This window comes from Pseudomonadota bacterium, from assembly GCA_018823135.1.
In the GTDB taxonomy this organism is placed as follows: domain Bacteria; phylum Desulfobacterota; class Desulfobulbia; order Desulfobulbales; family CALZHT01; genus JAHJJF01.
In genome coordinates, this window is record JAHJJF010000031.1 from 1 (window position 1) to 21,252 (window position 21,252).

Consider the following 21,252-nt stretch of genomic DNA (forward strand, 5'->3'; position numbering starts at 1 on the left):
CAAAGCCGTCGCCGTTCACATCGCCGGCCCCGGCCACTCTACGACCGGCTCGATCCCCCCCGGCCTCGCCGCTGAAGCTGACATCGGCCTCAGACAGATTCTTATCAGTCAAAATACTGGAGCCGTATACCACATAGGTCTTGCCGGCACTACTATCTGCGCCAGAGGCGCCGATGAGCAGATCGTCGAAGCCATCGCCGTTCACATCTCCGGCCCCGTCCACCGAATTACCGCTTTTATCACTCGCAGCCTCGCCGCTGAATGTGACATCGGCCAAGGAAAGGTTCTTATCAGCCAAAACACTGGAGCCGTATACCACATAGGTCTTGCCGGTATTACTATCTGCGCCATAGGCGCCGATGAACAGATCGTCGAAGCCATCGCCGTTCACATCTCCGGCCCCGGCCACCGAGAAACCGCTTTTATCATCCGCAGCCTCGCCGCTGAATTTGACATCGGCCAAGGAAAGGTGCTTACCAGCCAAAACACTGGAGCCGTATACCAGATAGGTCTTGCCGGCTTCACTATCAGCACCTTTAGCTCCGATGAGCAGATCATCAAATCCATCGCCGTTCACATCGCCGGCCCCGGCCACCGAAATACCGCTGGAATCACCCACGGCCTCGCCTCTGAAGGTGGTATCGGCCAGGGAGAGATTCTTATCAACCAAAACACTGGAGCCGTATATCAAATAGGTCTTGCCGGTATTACTATCTGCGCCATAGGCGCCGATGAGCAGATCGTCAAAGCCATCACCGTTCACATCACCGGCACCGGCCACCGAATCACCGCTGAAATCATTCGCAGCCTCGCCGCTGAAGGTGGCATCGGCTGCGGAGAGGTTCTTATCAGCCAAAACACTGGAACCGCATATCAGATAAGTCTTGCCAGCATAACTATCACCGACGACATAGGCGCCGATAAGTAGATCGTCAAAGCCATCGCCATTGACATCACCGGCCCCGGCCACCGAAACACCGCTAAAATCACCCGCGGCCTCGCCGCTGAAGGTGACATCCGGCTCCAGGGTCAGCAGTACCGACTGATCAACCCCGATGCGACCGTATATCAAATAGGTCTTGCCGGCATAACTATCAGCGCCATAGACACCGATGAGCAGATCGTCAAAGCCATCGCCGTTGACATCACCGGCCCCGGCCACCGAATAACCGTTATAGTCACCAGAAACACCACCCATAAAAACAGCATCGGCTGTGGAAGCAGAACGATTGCCTTGCAAAACATTGGCAGCTGTATCAACACCGCGCTGACGGCCCATGACCAGATAGGTCTTGCCCGCAAAATTAGCAACGCCATAGGCGCCGATAAGCAAATCGTCGAAGCCGTCGCCGTTCACATCACCACCCCCGGCCACCGAAATACCGCTGTAATTATTCGCAGCCTCGCCGCTGAAGCTGACGTCGGCATCGGACAGGTTCTTATCAGTCAAACCGCTGGCGCCGTAAATCAGATAACTCTTGCCAGCATTACTAACAGCGCCATAGGCGCCGATAAGCAAATCGTCGAAGCCATCGCCATTGACATCGCCGACCCCGGCCACCCTACGACCGGCTCGATCCCCCCCCGCCTCGCCGCTGAAGCTGACGTCGGCATCGGACAGATTCATATCCGTCAAAGCGCTGGCGCCGTATAGCAGATAACTCTTGCCCGCAACACTAGCAACGCCATAGGCGCCGATAAGCAAATCGTCGAAGCCGTCGCCGTTCACATCGCCGGCCCCGGCCACCGAACAACCGCTGTAATCAATCGCAGCCTCACCGCTGAAAGTGACGTTGGCCGCAGACAAATTCATATCCGTCAAACTGCTGGCGCCGTAAATCAGATAGGTCTTGCCCGCATAACTAGCAGCGGCATAGGCGCCGATAAGCAAATCGTCATAGCCGTCGCCGTTGACATCACCGGCACCGGCCACCGAATCACCGCTGCGATCATTCGCAGCCTCACCGCTGAAAGTAACGTTGGCCGCAGACAGGTTCATATCATTCAAACTGCTGGCGCCGTAAATCAGATAGGTCTTGCCCGCAACACTAGCAACGCCATAGGCGCCGATGAGCAAATCGTCAAAGCCATCGCCGTTGACATCACCGGCCCCGGCCACCGAAAAACCGCTGTAATCACTCGCAGCATCGCCGCTGAAGCTGACGTCGGCATCGGACAGATTCATATCCGTCAAAGCGCTGGCGCCGTAAATCAAATAACTCTTGCCCGCAGCACTAGCAGCGCCATAGGCTCCGATGAGCAGATCGTCGAAGCCGTCGCCGTTCACATCACCGGCCCCGGCCACCGAATAACCGCTTTTATCACCCACAGCCTCGCCGCTGAAAGTGACGTCCGGCTCCAGGGTCAGCAGTACCGCCTGATCAACCCCGGGACGTCCGTAAACCAAATAGGTCTTGCCCGCAAAACCAGCAGCGTAATCGGCGCCGATGAGCAGATCGTCATAGCCGTCGCCGTTCACATCGCCGGCCCCGGCCACCGAAGCACCGCTGTAATCACCCGCAGACGCCCCGGGCAGGAAGGGGAACTCCGCTAAGGAAACCCGTTCTGCGAGCGGTTGCCTGATCTTGTTTAACGTGATATTCCGAACCGTGGTGGAGTTGTTGTTGGTGACTGGAACATGATCGAGTTTTCCTTGATGGTAACCGTTCAGGGCAATAATTAATCTTTGGTGACCAACGCTGATCTGAGAAAACGAGTAATAGCCCAGGCTATTGACATAGGTGTAATGAAGGGTGCCGGAAATCGCCACCATGGCATCCTGAGCAGGTGTCCCATTTTCGGTGTAAACATAGCCGCTGATGGACCCGGTATCGCCCAAGGTGTCCCACCAATTGGAACCGTTACACACATAAAAGGTATCAGCTATCTCATCTGCGTCAAGTGTGCTGTTACTATTGGCGTCCAGACCGGTATCGACTTGTTTGCCGCCTGAAGAGCAATTAACCCCGGCTGCTTCGTCCGTGATGCTTACAAGTGCCTGTATGCCGCTGCCGCCGTTACAAACATATTGGGTGGAATCGATCTCGTCGGCATCAAGCACACCATTACCGTTTTCATCAATGCCGCTGTCCACCGTAATGCCACCGGTGGGACATTCCGAAACAGGGGCAACCGATGTGGCCGTTACAATGGAGCTGTTATCTTTTGATTCGAGCGTATCATTTGCCGGTGGGCTGTCTCCACCACCGCCGCACGCTGTCATCCCGAGCATTACGACACCCAACACAAACGATCCAAGTAGTTTATTCATCTGCATTCTCCCCACATATAATTATTTTGAACCCGTACCCTTAAATTCGTGCTCAATTTCATTGATGGCCTTGCAAATAGCCCAAAGACACTGGTTATTGCGCCTTCATCGCAATAAAAACATGCTACAAATGGCCTTCGGTTTACGCCGAACCGTGTCTAGCTGTTTCTTGAATTAAAATAAGAATAGTATCGGCGGGGCAAATTTACACAATCGCAAATTTACGAGTCTTTAGTACCTTATCGGTAATTTTCGTGTTTTTTACACCCGTCAAGCGAGTACTGAACTGAGTGGCAAAACTTTGAGTAAGCAGACTAACATTAAAGACTTAAAGCCTACTGTTAAGGTACTTATCCAGAGCCTTAATTTACTTCCAGTTTATCTGGGTTAGGGTATGGGAATTAAAAAATTTTGGTTTTCAGGATGAATATTGTTGTTGCGGGCTGGCGTGAGGCTACAGATCAGACTTTTCTTTTGGGAAGTAATCGCTTGCTGCTGGCGGCACCAAAGCCCATGAAATGATAGGCATTGGCCAGGGACAATATTCGGTTGGCGTTACCGGATAACTGCTGCCGGCCGGGTTCGAGAACCAGCAGGTTATCAAAGGAATTTTCCAGGTGTTTGTAAACCGTACTCTGCGAGATGCAGAGATTGTCTGAGAGCTGACGGGCATTTCCCATGCCGAATTCCGTTAAGGCCCGCAGGATCTTAAAGCGCTCCAGAGACATGCCCACCAGGAGGCTGAGCCACTCTTTTAATGTCTCATGGCAGATTGCCCCGTACTGGTGTAACCAGCCCAGGTAATAGGGGAAGGTGAAATATTCCACAACATCTTCATTGACAGTCCAGTGAAAAGGCGCCCCTTTTGCCTTGATGTAATGAAAGGTGATAACAGTCTTTTTATGATGGGGATATTGGTAGGAAATGGCCGCCACCCAATGAAATTCCTGGGGAATGCAATGGGAGTGCCAGATGTCTGTTTCCTCCCATTCGTCCATGGGTTTTATTGTTTCAGCAAAAATGGCGGTACCGGGGATCAACATGGTGAGCGGCGTAAAGCTGTCGCTGGTGAGATTTCTTTCGTAGGTAATGATAGAACTCCTGGCAGCATAGGCGACCTGACTGGTTATGCCGCCATCAGGGAGGCCTTTGGCTGTCAGGTTGAGGATATTGACGGTTAAAAAATCAAAGGCAATCTGGTGTTTTCCTTGATTTATTGCATCGGCATGAAAATAAACATAATCATCCCTTTTTAATGCGACCGCTGCCGGATAGAGCTCACCAAGGAGATAGTCTTTACTGAAGAGTGTATTTATTCTCATTTAAACCTCTTATTCCTCAGTCAGGCAGGTTTGCAGCAACTTAATACATATAACTGTAATAATCAGTACCATATTCAAAAAAAGATTCCTAATCAATACAGACCATGATGGGCGGCAAAAAGGGATCTTCCCTTAAAAGGCCCCTTGTCAAGGGCGCCCAATATTACTAAGATACATGGTCGTTATCTTCGACAAATAATCAGAGCCATACAATGCCATGACCACCGATCACGAAAAATATATGCAGCTCGCCCTTGATGAAGCGCGGCAGGCCCTGGTTGCCGGGGACTTTCCCGTGGGTTGTGTGCTGGTGGCTAATGGCGAGGTTGTTGCAAAAGGCAAACGCGCCAACAGCAGGTTCACCGGCAATCAGACGCCAAACGAGCTTGATCATGCGGAAATCCTCGCCCTGCGCGAGCTGAAGGTAAATCATCCCGATATCCACCCGTCAGAGATCATTGCTTACTCCACCATGGAGCCCTGCCTGATGTGCTATTCAACATTGCTCCTGAACGGCATCCACAAAATCGTCTACGCCTTTGAAGACGCCATGGGCGGTGGCACCGGCCTGCCCCTTGCCCGGCTGACGCCGCTTTACCGCGACATGGATGTTCAGCTGATCCCCCATATCCTCCGCCCCGAAAGCCTCAAACTCTTTGCCGATTTTTTCAATAATCCGCATAACAGTTACTGGGAAAACAGCTATCTCGCCGAATATACCCTGGAACAGGCGAGGAAGGATCTTGACAAATGAATCGGCCCCAGCCTAAAACCGTTGGATTCAAACCCAACGAGCGGAATATTTTTTTTCACCTGCTCACCGCCTGCAACCTTTCCTGCAAACACTGCTATATCAATCCCGACCAGCACGGCACCAACATGGTCAGCTGCCAAACCATGGAGGAATGGCTTGCCCTTTTTGCGCATCCCACCAGGGAGACAAATATTATCTTCCTGGGCGGCGAACCCACCCTGCATCCGGATCTGGCCCACGGCATACAAACCGCAAGAAAACTCGGCTACGCCTCAATCACCGTGGACAGCAACGGCTTTCTGTTCCATGATTTCCTTGAAAAAGTTGCACCGGAGGATCTTGATTTTTTAAGTTTCAGCCTGGACGGCCCGACTCCAGGAATAAACGACCCGATCCGCGGCAGGGACGTCTTTAAAACCTGCACCGAAAATATCATCAGAGCAGTGAAAAAAAACTTCAATGTCAGTCTGATCTATACGGTGAGCCGGATGAATATCCACCACCTGCACCGCATGCCTGATCTGCTTGACGGGCTCGGCGTCAAACGGTTTTTCATTCAGGTGATCGGCCTCCGGGGAAAATCAGCCCAATCGCCGGGCGATCTGCAGCTGACTCCTGAAGAATGGCGCGGCATAATCCCTGAAGTCGCAGCAAAGGCAGCAGAGAAAGGCATTCATGTGACTTTTCCGAAAGTCTTTCTCGATAAGGATGAAGCCTTTGCCTGCGCCGGCAATGTTGCTGAAAACTTCTTTATCTTTCCCAACGGCCGCGTCTACCTCTGCCCGCTTTGCGAAGATTATCCGGTGAACGCCTACAGAATTGAGGACAACCAACTGCTCGACAATGACGGGATTACCGAAAAACACTTCTTCAGCCTCAACATCCCCGAAGGCTGCGTGCTGAATAAAATGCTCCAGCCCGGCAATCTGGTTTACGACAAACACGGCACGCCGCTTTCAAGAATTTCCTGCTGCCTGCTCAAGCAGGAAATTTCTCCTTCCTGAACAGCTAGCCGGCTGTTTTGCAAGGAATCCCTTGAGCAAAATCAGTTGACTTCCACTCCACACTCCTTTAATTTCTATATGGTGTCAGAATCAATCTGACTTTTATTTTTCGGTTGCACGTTACAAAACAGGACGATATTGAAATTTCCGCCTTTGAAACATCTCCGTCTGCCGTTGTTGCTGCTGATCCTTTTCCAGGCCTCTCCTGCCTGGGCAGTACAACCCCATGGCGGCCTGGAAGGCCTTGTATCCCATGAACTGGGTCACGCCCTTTTTTCCGGCGGTCTTATTTATCTGCTCATCCAGGGATATCTCAGCAAGTGGCATGGCCCGGGCTGGAGACAATTCAGGCTTTTTCTGTGGTTAGTTCTTCTCTGGAATATCCTCACCTTCACCAGCCACTGGATGGACCTCTATGTTTCGTCCGACCAGTTCGTCAGATCAAACGGCCAGAAGATAAGTCTCCATATTGTTGATTTTTCGAGCCTTTTCTATTATCTCAGCAAACTTGACCACCTGGTGCTTGTTCCCGCACTGATCTTCCTGCTTTCCGCATTGAAAAACTGGTCACAGACTCCGGAGGAAGAAAAATGACCCTTCCCTGGTGGCCGGTTATCTGGGTGGATATTCTCGGTTCGCTTGCCGTAGTAATTATTGCCAGCGAATGTCTCTCCTTGTCATGGGTCTGGAGCAAAAAAGCTCCAGATGATGCATTCCGGCATTATGTCTTCATGCTGACTCTTGCCATCGGTGCGTTCTCCATCTTCCGCTCTTTCGGCCATCTGGCAAAACAGGCCCTTATCTTTACCGACCAGCAGGATATCTGGGAGATCATTGCGCCATTCAGCGGTGCGGGAAATACTGCGGCATTCATCACCGTCTTTGCCTTCAGTATTTATTTCAACCGCCTGAGACAGGTCAAGCTGCAGATCGACCAGGTGGATCTGAATCTTGCGGTAGCAAAGGCCGAGGCTGCTGCCGCGCTCCAGAGTGAAAAAATGCTCCTGACCATATTTGACGGCATGGAGGATGCCATCTACGTCATTGACCAGAATTTCCGGATCAAATATTTCAACCGCATCGTCAAGGAACTGCTGCCTGAAATCGAACTCGGCGCCCATTGTTATGAATGTCTCATGGATAACGATGCCCCTTGTAAAAACTGCCTGCATCAATTTATTCTGGACCAGGAAACGGCCCATACCCGTGAACTCGACATCCTGAAAACCGGCAAGACTTTCAGTCTCGTTGAAATCCCCTTAATCTGGATTGACGGCAAGAAAGTAAAACTGAATGTCGGCCGCAACATCACTGAACAGAAAAAGCTGGAAGCCCAGTTGCATCACTCCCAGAAAATGGAGGCCATCGGCACCCTGGCAGGCGGCATGGCCCACGACATAAACAACAGCCTCACCCCGGTTGTCGGCTATTCCGAACTCATTCTCATGCAGACCGAACCGGACACCCCACTGTACCAGAGAGTGCAGCATATCCGCGATTGCGCAAAGCGCGCTTCGAATCTGATCAGCAGGATTCTCGCCTTTTCCCGCAGGCAGGTGATCAAAAAAGAAACCATCAATCTGAACGGTTTAATCGATAATTTTTCAAAAATGCTCAAAGGGCTTCTTGAAGAAAACATTGTCCTGGAACTGCAGCTGAAAGATGATCTCTGGCCCATTGCCGCTGATTCAGGACAAATCGAGCAGGTCCTTGCCAACCTTGCGGTAAATGCCAGAGATGCAATGCCCAACGGCGGCACGCTGCTCATTGAAACCGACAACATCGCTTCTGCCAATTCCCTCTGCGGCAGCTGCAACAATGATATTTCAGGCCCCCAGGTCCTGATCCAGGTATCGGACAGCGGCGAGGGCATGAATCCGGCGGTGAAAGAACATATCTTTGAGCCCTATTTCACCACCAAGAGCAAAGAAAAAGGTACCGGCCTCGGCCTGGCCATGAGCCACGGCATCATCCATCAGCACGGTGGCCACATCAACCTCTACAGCGAGCCGGGACTGGGCACCACCTTCAAAATATACTTTCCTGCCGCCCAGCAGACCTCAATCGCCGTTGACCAGGTCAAAATCGCAGCCCCTGTTTCCCTGGGAACCGAAACCATCCTGGTTGTGGAAGATGATAAGGATATCCGCAAATTCACCCAGGAATGTCTCAGAGAATACGGCTATAATGTCCTGGAAACCGATTGCGGCAAAAATGCCCTGGCGATCTTTTCACAGAAATCCGCCCGGATAGATCTCATGCTCACCGATGTAATAATGCCGGACATGAACGGCAAAGAACTTGCCGACAGGATAAAAGAGACGAGACCGGAGCTGAAAACTCTCTTCATGTCCGGCTACACCGATAATGTCATTGCTCACCACGGCATCCTTGACAAGGACATATCTTTTATCAGCAAACCGTTTTCCCCGGCGGCTCTCGCCCAGAAAGTCCGCGAAACCCTGGATAAGTCAACGGCTATCGACTTCAGTCGATAGCGTGAGGCACAGAGGCCGAAGGCACAAAGTGTAAAAAACAAGCACGTCCCAGGTCGACAGGCATTCAGTGCCGTTATTTCTTCGTATGGTATTTCTTTATTCCATTTTACTCTGTGCCCTCTGCCCTCTGCCTCTGCCTCTGCCTCTGCCTCTGCCTCTGCCTCTGCCTTCTGCCTCTGCCCTCTGCGCCTGTAACTCATAGTATTTACATGCTCAATCAAAGCTGACCGTCTGAAGGCGGTGGTTTTAACCCTGATTTGAGGCTAATATACAATCCCCCCCTCACCCCTCACTCCTCACTATTCACTCCAGGCAATTCTTTTCCTTGACAGAACCTGACCCAACGTTGTGTAATCGTTTACATAAGCCTTATGGCCCCCAGTCATTCAACGGAAATCAAATTCACACTTGAGGATAGTCTTTTTATGGCTCAAAAAATCGCAAATCGTGGGAAAATCGTTATCGCCGCCGGCACCGGAATCAATCTTGCGCTGGGCGTGCTTTACACCTGGAGTATTTTCAAGGGCGCCATCAAACAATCCATTGAGGAAGGCGGCGCTAACGCCTTTAACTGGGACCTTGCCGCATTAAACGATCCCTATGCGGTCTGCTGTCTGGTTTTTGCTTTTACGATGATCATTGCCGGCAGGTGCCAGGATAAATTCGGACCCCGGATAACCGCAATCATCGGCGGTGCCCTCGTGGGCGCAGGTTTTGTCTGGATTTCCCAAACCACCTCATACATCCACTGGGTCATGGCTTTCGGGATACTGGTGGGCGCAGGGATTGCCTTCGGTTATTCCTCGGCAACGCCTGCAGCACTCAAATGGTTCCCGCCGAACAAAACAGGAATAATCGCCGGCATCGTGGTCTCCGGTTTCGGACTCGCCTCGGTGTATATTGCCCCCCTGGCAAAATATCTTTTGCTGAACTGGGGGCTGCAGAACGCCATGCTTTTTTTCGGGATTGCTTTTTTCATTGTGGTCAGCCTCCTTGCATTATTACTCACCAATCCCCCTGAAGGATATGTCCCGACGGGTTTTGTCGAAAGGCGGGATCAGTCTGAAAACAACGTCAAGGCGCGCGCGGCTATCGCTGAAAAAAATATTGCGCCGGGGAAAATGGTTAAGACCTCGACTTTCTGGCTGTTATGGCTGCTTTATTTCATCGGCGCAGGCGCTGGCCTCATGGTTATCGGCAGCGTAGCCGGCATGGCCCAAAAAAGCATGGGTGACAGCGCCTTTCTGGCGGTGGCCATCCTTGCCATCGGCAACGCCGGCGGCCGGATCGCCGCCGGCTTCATATCCGACAAAATCGGCAGAAGCCTCACCATGGCCGGGATGTTCAGCTTTCAGGCTCTGCTCATGTTCATCGCCGTGCCGATAATCAATTCAACTAATACCTCAAGCGCCGTCCTTCTGGTGCTTCTCGCCACCCTCATCGGCTTTAATTACGGCGCCAACCTGGCGCTCTTCCCGTCATTTGCCAAAGACCTCTTCGGGATTAAGAATTTCGGAGTCAATTACGGCATACTTTTCACCGCCTGGGGTGTGGGCGGATTTGTCATGAGCAAAGCGTCCCAGTCCCTGATGGTGCAAACCGGTAATTACGGCACATCGTTTCAGGCCGCAGGTATTCTCCTGGTCATCGGCGTCTGCCTGTCTTTTCTGCTAAGTGATGAAAAAGCAATACAGCGCCGTGCACTGAGACGGCTAGCCGCACAGTCAAATGCAGCCTAACCTGAGGTATTGCCAATGCCCGGCGACCCTAGCATTAAGCAATTGCAGAAAAGGATCAAAGAGCAGGAAGGAGAACTTCTCAGGCAACGCGCCGAAAACCAGGCGCTCCTGGACAGCACCCGGGCGATTCTGGCCTTTGATGATTTTGAAAAAACCGCCCGGATAATTTTTGACGGGTGCATCTCAGTTATCGGCGCGACCTCCGGGTACATTGCCCTGTTAAACGATGACGGCACAGAAAACGAAGTGGTATTTCTGGAATCCGGCGGGCAGACCTGCACCGTTGACGTCAATCTTCCCATGCCCATCCGCGGCCTGCGCAAAGAAGCATACCGCAAAGGCAAAGCAGTCTTTGATAATAATTTTTCCACGAGCAAATGGATGAAATACATGCCTGAGGGGCATGTCCGCCTTGATAACGTCCTCTTCGCGCCGCTGATCATTGACCATAAAGCCGCAGGTCTGTTCGGAATAGCAAATAAACAGGGCGGCTTCACCGATGAAGATGCCCGGGTTGCTGGTTCCTTTGCGCAGCTGGCGGCCGTGGCCCTTAAAAATCACGATTCGATAAAACAACTTTCGGAAAGCAGGGAGCGCTTTCAATCGGTTGTGGAAACCATACCTCACGGCGTTCAGGAAAATGACCTTACAGGGGTCATAACCTTCAGCAATCATGCCCATCATAAAATCCTTGGATATCCTCAAGGGGAATTGATCGGCAGAAAAATCTGGGACTTCATGCCCACTGACAAGGAAAAAGAGGGGCTCGAAAAATATCTCGCTTTTCTGGTGGAAATCCAGCCACCTTCCAAATCCAGTGTAGTGAAAAACCTGACCAGGGACGGACGACTCATCGAAGTCCAGCTGGACTGGGATTATAAAAGAGACATGCAGGGAAACCTTACGGGATTTATCACGGTGGTGACCGATGTTACCGACAAAAACCGGGCTGAAGAAACTCTCAGGCAAAGAACCCTTTCCCTGGGGGAGCAGGTCCGAGAATTAAACTGCCTCTACGAAATTTCCGATCTGGCCGAACAGGTGGATCGTTCCTATGAAGAAATCATCGCAAAGGCCCTTAATTCGATTCCTCCTGCCATGGGATTCCCTGAATCAGTCTGCGCCCGGATTGTTTGTAACGATTATGAGGTCAGAACCGAAAATTTCCGGGAAACTCCATGGAAAATGACCGGCAACATCCATATTCACGGGAAAGATTCGGGTTACATTGATGTCTTTTCTCTGGCGGACAAGCAACAAGATCAAGCCGAACCATTTTCCGGCAAGGATCATTTCCTGTTAAAAGAAATCAGTGAACGGCTGGCCAGGGTTATCGAATACAAGGAGGACCATGCATCCCTGCAGAACGCTTTGCAGCAGGCCAAGGGAGCAAAGGCCAAAACCGAAAGGATTCTTTCCGCCATCGGTCAGGGCCTTTCGATTCAGGACACCGATTTCAAAATTATTTATCAGAATCAGCTCCACAAAGATCTCCTGGGCGATCACGTCGGCGAATACTGCTATAAGGCATACGAGAGCAATAATGATATCTGCCCGGGATGCCCGCTTTCACGCTGTTTCGAAGACGGCAAGATCCACTCCTGCGAACGATGCATTACTAAAGGAGGAGATAGTCAGCACTACGAAATAACCGCTTCTCCCTTGCGGGACCGGGACGGCCGCATAACCTCGGGCCTGGAAGTTGTCAGAAACATCACCGAACAGAAACAGATGCTGCAGAACATAATCCGGGCACGAAACCTGGAATCCCTTGGCTCCCTGGCCGGCGGCATTGCCCATGATTTCAATAATATGCTCACCGCAGTATTCGGCAATATCGAGCTTGCCAAAAACAGACTCAACCCGCAGGACATTGCATATCAACTGCTCACCCAGGCGGAAAAAGCCTCTTCCCAGGCCAAGGCCTTGACCAAGCAGCTCCTTACTTTCTCTCGAGGTGGAAGTCCCCTCAAGGAGACCATGCCGATTGTCGATTTTCTCCAGGAAACCACAAACTTTATCCTCAGCGGCACCAAAATAAAATTTGAATATCAGATTCCGGACGACCTCTGGCCGGTGCAAATCGATCTGAGCCAGATGGGTCAGGTGATCCAGAATATACTGCAGAACGCCAAAGAGGCGATGCCCCCGGGAGGAAACCTTGTTCTGCATGCTGAAAACATCAGCATCAAAACCGGAAACAAGCTGCGCATCGCTCCGGGCGATTACATAAAAATATCATTTAAAGACAGCGGTCCAGGGATTGACCCTTCTATCCTGCCAAAGATCTACGACCCCTATTTTTCCACCAAAGAACGCGGCGCCCAGAGAGGAACGGGCCTGGGTCTTGCCATCTGCCATTCAATCATCGAAAAGCATGACGGGCAGATAACCGCGGAATCAACGCCAGGCAAAGGCAGCACATTTACGATCTATCTCCCGGCTAAACCACTGCCACCTTATAGTGAAAACCTTGACGTAACGGAAAAGCCGATCACAAAACAAAAGCGCGTCCTGTATATGGAAGACGAAGAGGCGGTGATCCAGGTAGCCAGAGAAATGTTTAATCTCCTGGATTATGAAACCGAGTTCGCCCTCACCGGCGAAGAAGCAATTATCCTGTATAACAAGGCGAATAAATCCGACCGCCCCTATGACCTGGTGATTCTCGACCTTACAATCCGGGGCGGAATGGGCGGCGAGGAGACCATCGCCAGGCTGCTTGAAATCGACCCGGGAGTCAAGGCACTGGTCGCCAGCGGTTATACCGACAACCCGATACTCGCCAACCCGGAATTTTTCGGATTCAGCGGGGCAATCACCAAACCCTTCAGTATTGCTGATCTCAGCGATGCGGTTAAGAAACTGCTTGATGCGGGTGGGAACTAGAACAACCTGGTAGCCACAACTCCGGCCTCATACAACCCGAAAAGCGGAAAAGCAAGAAGTACTGCTGAAAAAACATCCCCGGCAGTAAGCAAAAAGGCAAGTACCAGAATTGCTGCGTAATAATACCAGCGCTTCCGGGTAAAACCTGCTTTGTCAACAAGGCCGGTCTTGCCGGCGACAACCATTAAAAATGGTATTTCAAAAGCCAGGCCGAAAGCAAGGGATGAGCGCGCCACAAAAGTAAGATATGCATCAAGCTTGGGGAGCGCCTGAATATCATAGCCACGGGTGTCCATCAGAAAGGCAAGCGCCTGAGGCATCACCACAAAATAAGAAAACAGGATTCCGGAGACAAAAAGCAGGGTTGCCCAGGAAACCACCTTGAAGGCAATTTTCTTTTCATTATCATGCAGCCCCGGCGCCACATACATCCACGCCTCGTAACAAAGAATCGGAAAGCTGAAAATTATCCCGGCAATAATTGCAACCTTGATATAGCTCACAAAGGCTTCGGTGAGATTGGTATACACAAGTTTTACGATATCCGGCCGGGCTTGAAAGAGCGGCCCCATGAGGAACCGGGTTATTTCTGTAGAAAAGAGATAGGAGAGCCCGCTGAATACCGCGATGGTTATAACCGAGATGAGGACCCGGTTGCGAAGTTCCAGCAGATGGTCTGAAAAATATTCGGATAGAATTCTCATGTGCCGGGTTCTTTTTCAACCCGATCAGGCTCGGACTCGGTTGCGGCAGGACCTGCTGCCGGGGGATTGACTCCTTGCTCCGCTCCTCCCTCATCTTCATTATCATAAGGCAAAGGAAGCTGCGGCAGGGAATCAAGGGGATTTACCTGATAGTTCAGACTATCATCCGCTTCCTGCTGAATGGTATCCTTTAATGACCCGGCCGCTTTTTTCAACTCCACAAGCTGCTTGGCAATGGTCTTGGCCATTCCAGGCAACTTGTCAGGACCCACGACGATGAGTGCGACGACAAATATTACAATTAATTCAGGGAGACCGATTCCAAACATTTCCTTACGAGCCTCGTAACAACTACCGGGTAAAAAACTTTTCTGAAACAATCTCTTTTTGATCAGTATTTACAGCGACTGATATTTCTTTCAGGAACAAAGCCCTGTGACGGTTATGCAATATATTGAACTCCCCGTGGCAGGAAAGCAAGGATACCGAGCAGCAATGACTGCACCTGCTTCCCTTACAGTTCATGCCGGAATCTACGGTATTTATATCTCAGTGTCAACAGACGACTGGCGCATTGACTTTTCAGGTTGCTTTGGCTATGTTTGTCTGGCTCGGCTATACCATGGCTGTTGTCTGACGAATTCCAGTTTCTTCGGTTACGGAATCGAGGCGAGCACAGGGAGAATACTTACGAATACAACAGGAGAAGCTTAAATGGCTAATGTGGTTATTGTCGGAACCCAGTGGGGTGATGAAGGAAAGGGAAAAATCGTCGACCTCCTTACCAAGCACGCGGATTATATCGTCAGATTCCAGGGTGGCAATAATGCCGGTCACACGCTGGTAGTCGAAGGCAAACAATATATATTTCATCTCATCCCTTCAGGGATTCTCTATGATGACAAGAAATGCATAATCGGCAACGGTGTGGTCCTTGACCCCGCCGTCCTGCTTGAAGAGATGAAAAAACTTGCTGATTCAGGATTGCCGGTGACACCAAAACGCCTGCAGATCAGCGAAAGAGCGCATCTCATCATGCCCTATCACAATATGCTTGACGCTGCCAGTGAAAATACCAAAAACAAGGGCGCCAAGATCGGCACCACCGGCCGCGGCATCGGCCCCTGCTACGGCGACAAAATCACCCGGAAAGGCATAAAAATCGGCGACCTGCTTGATCCGGATCTTTTCAGGGAAAAGCTGGAAAATAATATTACCGAAAAAAACTTTCTGTTTACTGAAAAATACGGGGTTGCGCCAATCAGATTTGATGCAATCTACGGACAATTTCAAAAATTCGCGGAACAGCTCGCGCCCTATGTCAGCAATGTTTCCGTGGAACTCGACCTGGCCAGGCGGGCAGGGAAACACATTCTGTTTGAGGGCGCCCAGGGCACCCAGCTCGATATCGACCACGGCACCTATCCCTTTGTCACTTCTTCCAACACAGTTTCCGGCAATGCCTGCACCGGATCAGGATTCGGCCCCTCGCACATCGACACGGTCATCGGCATTCTGAAAGCATATACAACCAGGGTGGGAGAAGGACCTTTTCCCACTGAACTTTTCGATTCCGTGGGCGACGAACTCCAGAAAAAGGGCGGCGAATTCGGCGCCACCACCGGCCGTAAGCGCCGCTGCGGCTGGCTCGACGCGGTTGTCGCCAATGAAGCGGTCCGCTTAAACGGCATCAACGGCCTGGCAATCACCAAACTGGATGTATTAAGCGGCCAGCCGACGCTGAAAATTGCCCACTCCTATGAAGCCGGCGGCAAAACCTATACCGCGATGCCCGGAAACATCAGGACAACCCAGAGCCTCATCCCGAAATACGAAGACATTGACGGCTGGGCCGAAGACATCAGCAAGGCGACAAATATAGATGATCTGCCGCTGAAGGCCAGAAATTACATAAAACGCATTGAGGAGATAACCGAGACCCCGGCGTTCATCGTCTCCGTTGGACCGGGGCGGGAAGAGACCCTGCTTCTTAAAAATCCGTTCGAGGGATAAAGTCCATTATATAGTATAAGCAAGTCACACTATTTTTGTTTTTCAAGGCGGTTTGAATAATCTTCGGACCGCCTTTTTCTTTGCTGCGCTTCTTTGTATTTCAAAATTGATGGCCTCGCAAAAAGTCTTTGGATGGCTAAACAAAAAATTTGCTATACAGGCAGCGTAGGCTCCGAGGCATAGTGATTTTTCAGGTGCGAGGCCATACTTTTTGAGGCCGAGCCTCAAAAATTGCGACAACGCCGTAAATCGGACTTTTTGCCACGCCATCAGGATACATTTTCCCCAATAAACCTGTTTGACAAACCGTCAAACAATATGCTTTGATTCTTTTTTTAGACGCTTTTTTAGTCGATGAGGTACACAACCATGCGCCTCCTGCTTATTTATCCGGAAATCCCGGAGACCTTCTGGAGTTTCAAGTACGCCCTCAAATTCATCCGAAAAAAGGCGTCATCCCCACCCCTCGGTCTGCTCACCGTCGCCGCCATGCTCCCGGAAAACTGGGAATTGCGCCTTTCAGATCTCAATATTGCACAACTTGCTGAAGCTGATCTTGAGTGGGCTGATTATGCCTTTGTCAGCGGTATGGTTATCCAGCGTGATTCCGCCCGTGAAGTGATTTCCCGATGTAAGGCAAAAGGTATAACCGTTGTTGCCGGAGGGCCGCTTTTCACCTGTGAGCATGAAGAATTTGATGAGGTCGACCATTTTGTTCTCAATGAGGCCGAAGAAACCCTGCCGCCATTTTTAAAAGACCTTCAAAACGGTCAGGCCGGGCGAATCTATGCGACCTCGGCGTTTGCCGATATCCACACAACTCCCGTGCCGCTCTGGCGACTTGCGGACATGAAACGCTATTTTTCCATGAGTATCCAGTTTTCAAGGGGTTGCCCGTTTAACTGCGAATTCTGCAGCGTCACCGCATTATTCGGCCATCGCCCGCGCATCAAATCCAGCGCCCAGATCATTGCCGAACTTGACAGTCTTTACGCGCACGGGTGGCGGGCAACGATCTTTTTTGTTGACGATAATTTCATCGGCAATAAACGCTATCTCAAAACCGATCTCCTGCCGGCTTTAATCGCCTGGCATAAAAACAAGCACGGCATCACCTTTTATACCGAGGCCTCGATAAATCTCGCCGATGACCAGGAACTCATGCAGATGATGAGCGCCGCCGGGTTTGACATGGTTTTCATCGGCATTGAGACCCCGGACGAATCCAGTCTTTCCGAATGCAATAAAATGCATAATAAAAACCGCAATCTGGTGGAAGATATACGAAGGATTCAGCAAAACGGCTTGCAGGTTCAGGGCGGATTCATCGTTGGCTTCGATAATGACACCGCCTCCATCTTCCAGCAGCAGATTGATTTCATCCAGAAAAGCGGCATAGTCACCGCCATGGTAGGAATGCTCCAGGCTCCGGCCGGAACAAAATTGTATGACCGACTGAAAAAGGCAGGCCGCCTCCTCAGTCAGATGTCGGGAGATAATGTCAACGCCGCCACCAATATCATCCCCCAGATGAGTATTGAGACCCTTCAGGAAGGCTACCGGAGGATTCTCTTAAACATCTACTCTCCGGAACATTATTATAAGCGCGTAAAAAACTTCCTGACGGACTACAAACCGCCTAAGATCCGCGGCTCTCTTGGCTTCCAGGACGTAATGGCTTTTTTCAGATCGATTTTCCATCTCGGGATCATGGGGAGGGAGCGCATGCAATACTGGCGTCTGCTGATCTGGACGCAATTCCACCGACCGCGTCTTTTTCCCATGGCAATCAAATTTGCCATCTACGGCTATCACTTCAGAAAAATCTGCGAAATACACATTCGAAGCTGACCTTCCGTGTGAATCAACGGCTGACGGTACGCGCTCCGTCAAAGACTTCCGCCATGTCAAAGGCGATCCTTGCCAGCATATTGGGAACCGACGGTGCTTCAGCAGCCTTTCGCACGGTGGGCCGGCTGAAGGACTCAAGCAATCTGTTGACGAAACCCAGGTCCGGATAATCCACCGGCTGATTCATGGTCTGCTCAACATACCAGACGGTATTTCCCGTACCGGCATTGATCAGGCGCACTGAAACATCAACCCTGGCGCCGCCAAGCTCGACACCTTCAAAGGCGTAATTGATCTTGCCGGCCATGACCAGGTCAACTCCGGCCTTTCTGCCGGCTTCAATGGCCATATCCATGTTGGAGTAGGAAGCATCCACTTGCTTGACGGTCCTGAAAATTTGTTTGCTCAGCAGAATATCCTTAAAAAGAGCGGCAACGCCCAAACCCTGCTCCCGGGACATGTTGTCCGGAACCTTAAACGGCAGAACCCCCACAGTCGCCCGCTGATAGGAGTCGGTCTCCATCGGATGAATGTAGACAATCGGCGCGGCTTTCTGGGTGGGAATTCCGGACAGGGTACTATTGCTGGACGCACAACCACTGAGAATCATGCCTGCCAGAACTGCTAAAACCATACGCATAGCTCTCTCCTATCGCTCATAGGCTGACAATGCAGCATCGGACATGCCGTTTGAAGCCGCCAGCAGATCATTTATATTGTTGCTGCGTTGCAATTCCAGACCCGCAACCGAAAGCACATCCTGGGTGCCGGCGTCAAACATCCGGACATTGATAATAACCGAATTGGGGGTAAGGGAATACGTGCCCGCTACAACCGCTTCGGCATCATGCTCCCGGGCGATAAGCTGGGCATCCCTGGACAACATGAATTCACCTTTATCGTCCCGGATAAGCAACTCACTGGTTTTTCTTACATCCACCACTCCGAAGCCGTGATTGAACATCCGGGTTGCCAGGGATTCGGTAAGCGTCCGCCCGAAACGTGAGGTCTGGTAAAGATCGTCGATGTTCACCATTGTGGTCATGATCAGCCTTTTTTCCGACCCTAAAGGCCGTCTCAGATTCTTTGCCAGCTGCAGAGCAATATCCTCGCCGATCCCGAAAAAATCCGGGGTGACAATGGAAACCGCACCGCCGGCCGGTGGTCTTTCGAGAGCGCATCCCGAAAGCCCCAAGACAATCACCGCCATACCAAGAATGAATCGTGCTGTAATTTTTCCCATTTGATTTCCCGTCTGTTTTTTTAACATGACCCCGGATGGAAACTGCATATCCCTAATCAACAAGAGTCCGCACCTGGATGGTGCTGCCGTCTACCGCCGGGGCGGGCAGTCCCTCGTCTGCGAGCATGCCGATCAACTCCTGATCAAGGTCACAGGCAATATTCGCCGTGGATATCACCATGCCGTCCTGTACCGCCAGTAACCGCACATTCACAAAAAGCCTGCTGCCTGAAACCGTGTAAGTGCCCACCAGCATCGCCTGGATATTATGGACGAAATCAAGTTCCTCCATTTCCCGTGAAAGGGCGTATTCACCATGGCCGCGGCTCACCATGATGTTGGGAGATTTTCTGATTTCTATGACATCTATCCCGGCCTGCTGGAATTCGCTGATAAATTGCTCGCCAATAAATCTCCCAAGGGAAGATGTCCTGTACAAAGAGTTCAGGTTTACCAAGGTAGTGACAGCTATGACGTATTCACCGGCAATGTTTTCCTTTGCATGGGAAATGAGCTGCCCGGCCAGAGCGCTTATCTTGTGTTCAATACCGGATTTGTCTTTTTCTGCCTTGTTGCTCCCGGCGTCGGCCTGTAATTTCCTGGCCCTGGCAATCGCAGAAACCGGATTGAGCGCCAAACTCTTGGATTCTCCCGGCATGGTAAAAACTCGCCCGGTCCGGTAAACGTAATCACCGCTCAACGGATGGGAGAAATTATAAAAATAATCCCTGTAGGACGGCCGGTCCTCCTCCTGACTTTCCACAGAGCTTTTGTCGAGAACAACTGCCGCAAGCATGATCATCATGAAAAAATACAGTATTTTTCGAATCATTCTTTGGGTCTCCCTTATGGTCACCAATGGAGTTGATGCTGCCAATTTATATACTCCCTTACCTGTAATCCGGCTTATCGATTAAATCGTCGACGTTGATTTTGCGCGGTGAACCTTTTGCAACAGCGCCTTTTTACCCGCAGGGTATAATAAATACGAGTCCCGCATTATTGGTTAAAAATATACTCCGGATACAGTTCCTGATAACTATCGGTGGTTATCACCGGTCTGGTAAAATTCATACGTTGTCTATTATCATACCGCTGGGAAGGGAAAAATACCGGAATCTGATCATTAAGCCCGAATATCGGTGCCGCCAGATTTGCGTCCATTGCCACTAATGCAGTATCAAGGGACATCGAACATCCAGTAAACAACAGAAAAATCAGCCCGGCGGCAAACGTTTTGATTGTCCTCATCATTTAACTTCCCCAATCATTTTTGATAAAAGCGTCAAAATTCCAACGCCTGCTCCGTCATTCTTTTTGCGTTCAATCGGTTGCTTGATCAACAGGAAATATTTTCCGTGCAGCCATTTTTTCCTAATGATGACAAATGATTTCTTTGTCTGATACCCTGCGTCAATCAAGGGGAAACCCTGCCAAAAATTCGAGAAATTTCTTCTGCGCAGTTATTGTGCATTTTCCGTGCCATTTCAAAAAAATTCATTGTCGCTTCTAAAAACACTTCCCGTCTCCGATGGTGGTTATAGAGCAAAAATCATGGTGTCGAAGCACATCGGAACCGTCTGCCCGGCCAAAAAACAATTGCTAAACTGGCAAAACCAATTATATTAGTAAAGTTTAAGCATTTCAGATAACAGCACGATCACTCCATGGAGGCTTTTGATACAATTATGGCAAGAATAACAGTTGAAGACTGCTTATCTCAGGTTGGCAATGAAAACAGATTCTCACTCATCCATCTCGCGGTGGAACGCCTCAAACAGCACCGTGATGGCCAGCCGATGCTTGTTAAAGGCAAAAATAAAGAAGTCGTCATGACCCTGCGGGAAATCGCTGCCGGAATGATCAGTTTCGACAACATTCACGATTTCGCAGTCAAAAAAGATAAAAAGCAGACCCCAGCACCGGCTATCGAAGCCATTACCGAAGAAACCGAAAAGGCTTAA

Annotated in this window: 18 protein-coding genes; 9 read left to right on the forward strand and 9 right to left on the reverse strand. The window is 50.6% G+C overall.

Annotation, left to right across the window (positions count from 1 at the left end):
• The coding region (locus tag KKE17_02460) for an FG-GAP repeat protein (GenBank protein MBU1708843.1) at window positions 1-3,271 on the reverse strand (3,271 nt) is incomplete at its 3' end.
• A gap of 461 nt (window positions 3,272-3,732) precedes the next feature.
• Window positions 3,733-4,593 (reverse strand): winged helix-turn-helix domain-containing protein, encoded by an 861-nt coding sequence (locus tag KKE17_02465; protein ID MBU1708844.1) that lies wholly within the window; start codon window positions 4,591-4,593, stop codon window positions 3,733-3,735.
• A gap of 217 nt (window positions 4,594-4,810) precedes the next feature.
• Between KKE17_02465 and KKE17_02470 the strand changes: the two genes are divergently transcribed.
• From KKE17_02470 to KKE17_02495, 6 genes are all read left to right on the forward strand, one after another.
• Window positions 4,811-5,347, forward strand: coding sequence for a nucleoside deaminase (locus KKE17_02470; protein ID MBU1708845.1), 537 nt, complete (start codon window positions 4,811-4,813; stop codon window positions 5,345-5,347).
• Window positions 5,344-6,351, forward strand: coding sequence for a radical SAM protein (locus KKE17_02475; protein ID MBU1708846.1), 1,008 nt, complete (start codon window positions 5,344-5,346; stop codon window positions 6,349-6,351). The genes KKE17_02470 and KKE17_02475 overlap by 4 nt, the downstream gene beginning before the upstream one ends.
• A gap of 138 nt (window positions 6,352-6,489) precedes the next feature.
• A complete protein-coding gene (locus KKE17_02480; GenBank protein ID MBU1708847.1) occupies window positions 6,490-6,945 on the forward strand; it encodes a hypothetical protein in 456 nt (151 codons plus the stop codon).
• On the forward strand, window positions 6,942-8,849 hold the full coding sequence (locus KKE17_02485; protein ID MBU1708848.1) for a response regulator: 1,908 nt from the start codon (window positions 6,942-6,944) through the stop codon (window positions 8,847-8,849). The genes KKE17_02480 and KKE17_02485 overlap by 4 nt, the downstream gene beginning before the upstream one ends.
• A 425-nt stretch (window positions 8,850-9,274) precedes the next feature.
• The gene (locus KKE17_02490) at window positions 9,275-10,588 is read left to right on the forward strand and encodes an OFA family MFS transporter (GenBank protein MBU1708849.1); all 1,314 of its coding nucleotides are present in this window, start codon (window positions 9,275-9,277) and stop codon (window positions 10,586-10,588) included.
• A gap of 15 nt (window positions 10,589-10,603) precedes the next feature.
• Complete coding sequence (locus KKE17_02495; GenBank protein ID MBU1708850.1) at window positions 10,604-13,477, forward strand: PAS domain S-box protein; 2,874 nt, start codon at window positions 10,604-10,606, stop codon at window positions 13,475-13,477.
• Here KKE17_02495 and tatC read toward each other — a convergent pair.
• Both tatC and KKE17_02505 read right to left on the reverse strand, forming a co-directional pair.
• Window positions 13,474-14,181, reverse strand: coding sequence for a twin-arginine translocase subunit TatC (gene tatC / locus KKE17_02500; GenBank protein ID MBU1708851.1), 708 nt, complete (start codon window positions 14,179-14,181; stop codon window positions 13,474-13,476). The two genes, KKE17_02495 and tatC, sit on opposite strands and share 4 nt — an antisense overlap.
• Window positions 14,178-14,510: a twin-arginine translocase TatA/TatE family subunit gene (locus KKE17_02505; protein MBU1708852.1), complete on the reverse strand. Its 333-nt coding sequence runs from the start codon at window positions 14,508-14,510 to the stop codon at window positions 14,178-14,180. Before KKE17_02505 ends, tatC begins: the two co-directional genes overlap by 4 nt.
• 385 nt (window positions 14,511-14,895) lie before the next feature.
• On the opposite strand from KKE17_02505, the gene KKE17_02510 reads away from it, so the two are divergent.
• Together KKE17_02510 and KKE17_02515 are read left to right on the forward strand one after the other, a co-directional pair.
• On the forward strand, window positions 14,896-16,194 hold the full coding sequence (locus KKE17_02510; GenBank protein ID MBU1708853.1) for an adenylosuccinate synthase: 1,299 nt from the start codon (window positions 14,896-14,898) through the stop codon (window positions 16,192-16,194).
• 369 nt (window positions 16,195-16,563) lie between these two features.
• On the forward strand, window positions 16,564-18,045 hold the full coding sequence (locus KKE17_02515; GenBank protein ID MBU1708854.1) for a B12-binding domain-containing radical SAM protein: 1,482 nt from the start codon (window positions 16,564-16,566) through the stop codon (window positions 18,043-18,045).
• 13 nt (window positions 18,046-18,058) lie between these two features.
• Here KKE17_02515 and KKE17_02520 read toward each other — a convergent pair whose 3' ends face one another.
• The 5 genes from KKE17_02520 to KKE17_02540 form a co-directional block, all read right to left on the reverse strand.
• Window positions 18,059-18,685 (reverse strand): hypothetical protein, encoded by a 627-nt coding sequence (locus KKE17_02520; protein MBU1708855.1) that lies wholly within the window; start codon window positions 18,683-18,685, stop codon window positions 18,059-18,061.
• A gap of 9 nt (window positions 18,686-18,694) precedes the next feature.
• Window positions 18,695-19,288 carry a hypothetical protein gene (locus tag KKE17_02525; GenBank protein ID MBU1708856.1) on the reverse strand — a complete coding sequence of 198 codons (594 nt, stop codon included), beginning with the start codon at window positions 19,286-19,288 and terminating at the stop codon, window positions 18,695-18,697.
• A gap of 52 nt (window positions 19,289-19,340) precedes the next feature.
• Window positions 19,341-20,120, reverse strand: coding sequence for a hypothetical protein (locus tag KKE17_02530; protein MBU1708857.1), 780 nt, complete (start codon window positions 20,118-20,120; stop codon window positions 19,341-19,343).
• A gap of 167 nt (window positions 20,121-20,287) precedes the next feature.
• Window positions 20,288-20,542 carry a hypothetical protein gene (locus KKE17_02535; protein MBU1708858.1) on the reverse strand — a complete coding sequence of 85 codons (255 nt, stop codon included), beginning with the start codon at window positions 20,540-20,542 and terminating at the stop codon, window positions 20,288-20,290.
• On the reverse strand, window positions 20,539-20,709 hold the full coding sequence (locus KKE17_02540) for a hypothetical protein (GenBank protein ID MBU1708859.1): 171 nt from the start codon (window positions 20,707-20,709) through the stop codon (window positions 20,539-20,541). Before KKE17_02540 ends, KKE17_02535 begins: the two co-directional genes overlap by 4 nt.
• Window positions 20,710-20,976: 267 nt before the next feature.
• Here KKE17_02540 and rpoZ point away from each other — a divergent pair, with 267 nt between their 5' ends.
• Window positions 20,977-21,252 (forward strand): DNA-directed RNA polymerase subunit omega, encoded by a 276-nt coding sequence (gene rpoZ / locus KKE17_02545; protein ID MBU1708860.1) that lies wholly within the window; start codon window positions 20,977-20,979, stop codon window positions 21,250-21,252.

Bases quoted from the DNA above. Each gene is read 5' to 3' on its own strand.
- KKE17_02535 (MBU1708858.1), bottom strand. From the start codon at position 20,542: ATGATGAGGACAATCAAAACGTTTGCCGCCGGGCTGATTTTTCTGTTG.
- KKE17_02505 (MBU1708852.1), bottom strand. From the start codon at position 14,510: ATGTTTGGAATCGGTCTCCCTGAATTAATTGTAATATTTGTCGTCGCA.
- KKE17_02485 (MBU1708848.1), top strand. From the start codon at position 6,942: ATGACCCTTCCCTGGTGGCCGGTTATCTGGGTGGATATTCTCGGTTCG.
- KKE17_02475 (MBU1708846.1), top strand. From the start codon at position 5,344: ATGAATCGGCCCCAGCCTAAAACCGTTGGATTCAAACCCAACGAGCGG.
- KKE17_02520 (MBU1708855.1), bottom strand. From the start codon at position 18,685: ATGCGTATGGTTTTAGCAGTTCTGGCAGGCATGATTCTCAGTGGTTGT.
- KKE17_02470 (MBU1708845.1), top strand. From the start codon at position 4,811: ATGACCACCGATCACGAAAAATATATGCAGCTCGCCCTTGATGAAGCG.
- KKE17_02465 (MBU1708844.1), bottom strand. From the start codon at position 4,593: ATGAGAATAAATACACTCTTCAGTAAAGACTATCTCCTTGGTGAGCTC.
- KKE17_02490 (MBU1708849.1), top strand. From the start codon at position 9,275: ATGGCTCAAAAAATCGCAAATCGTGGGAAAATCGTTATCGCCGCCGGC.
- KKE17_02510 (MBU1708853.1), top strand. From the start codon at position 14,896: ATGGCTAATGTGGTTATTGTCGGAACCCAGTGGGGTGATGAAGGAAAG.
- rpoZ (MBU1708860.1), top strand. From the start codon at position 20,977: ATGGCAAGAATAACAGTTGAAGACTGCTTATCTCAGGTTGGCAATGAA.
- KKE17_02530 (MBU1708857.1), bottom strand. From the start codon at position 20,120: ATGATTCGAAAAATACTGTATTTTTTCATGATGATCATGCTTGCGGCA.
- KKE17_02515 (MBU1708854.1), top strand. From the start codon at position 16,564: ATGCGCCTCCTGCTTATTTATCCGGAAATCCCGGAGACCTTCTGGAGT.
- KKE17_02495 (MBU1708850.1), top strand. From the start codon at position 10,604: ATGCCCGGCGACCCTAGCATTAAGCAATTGCAGAAAAGGATCAAAGAG.
- KKE17_02525 (MBU1708856.1), bottom strand. From the start codon at position 19,288: ATGGGAAAAATTACAGCACGATTCATTCTTGGTATGGCGGTGATTGTC.
- tatC (MBU1708851.1), bottom strand. From the start codon at position 14,181: ATGAGAATTCTATCCGAATATTTTTCAGACCATCTGCTGGAACTTCGC.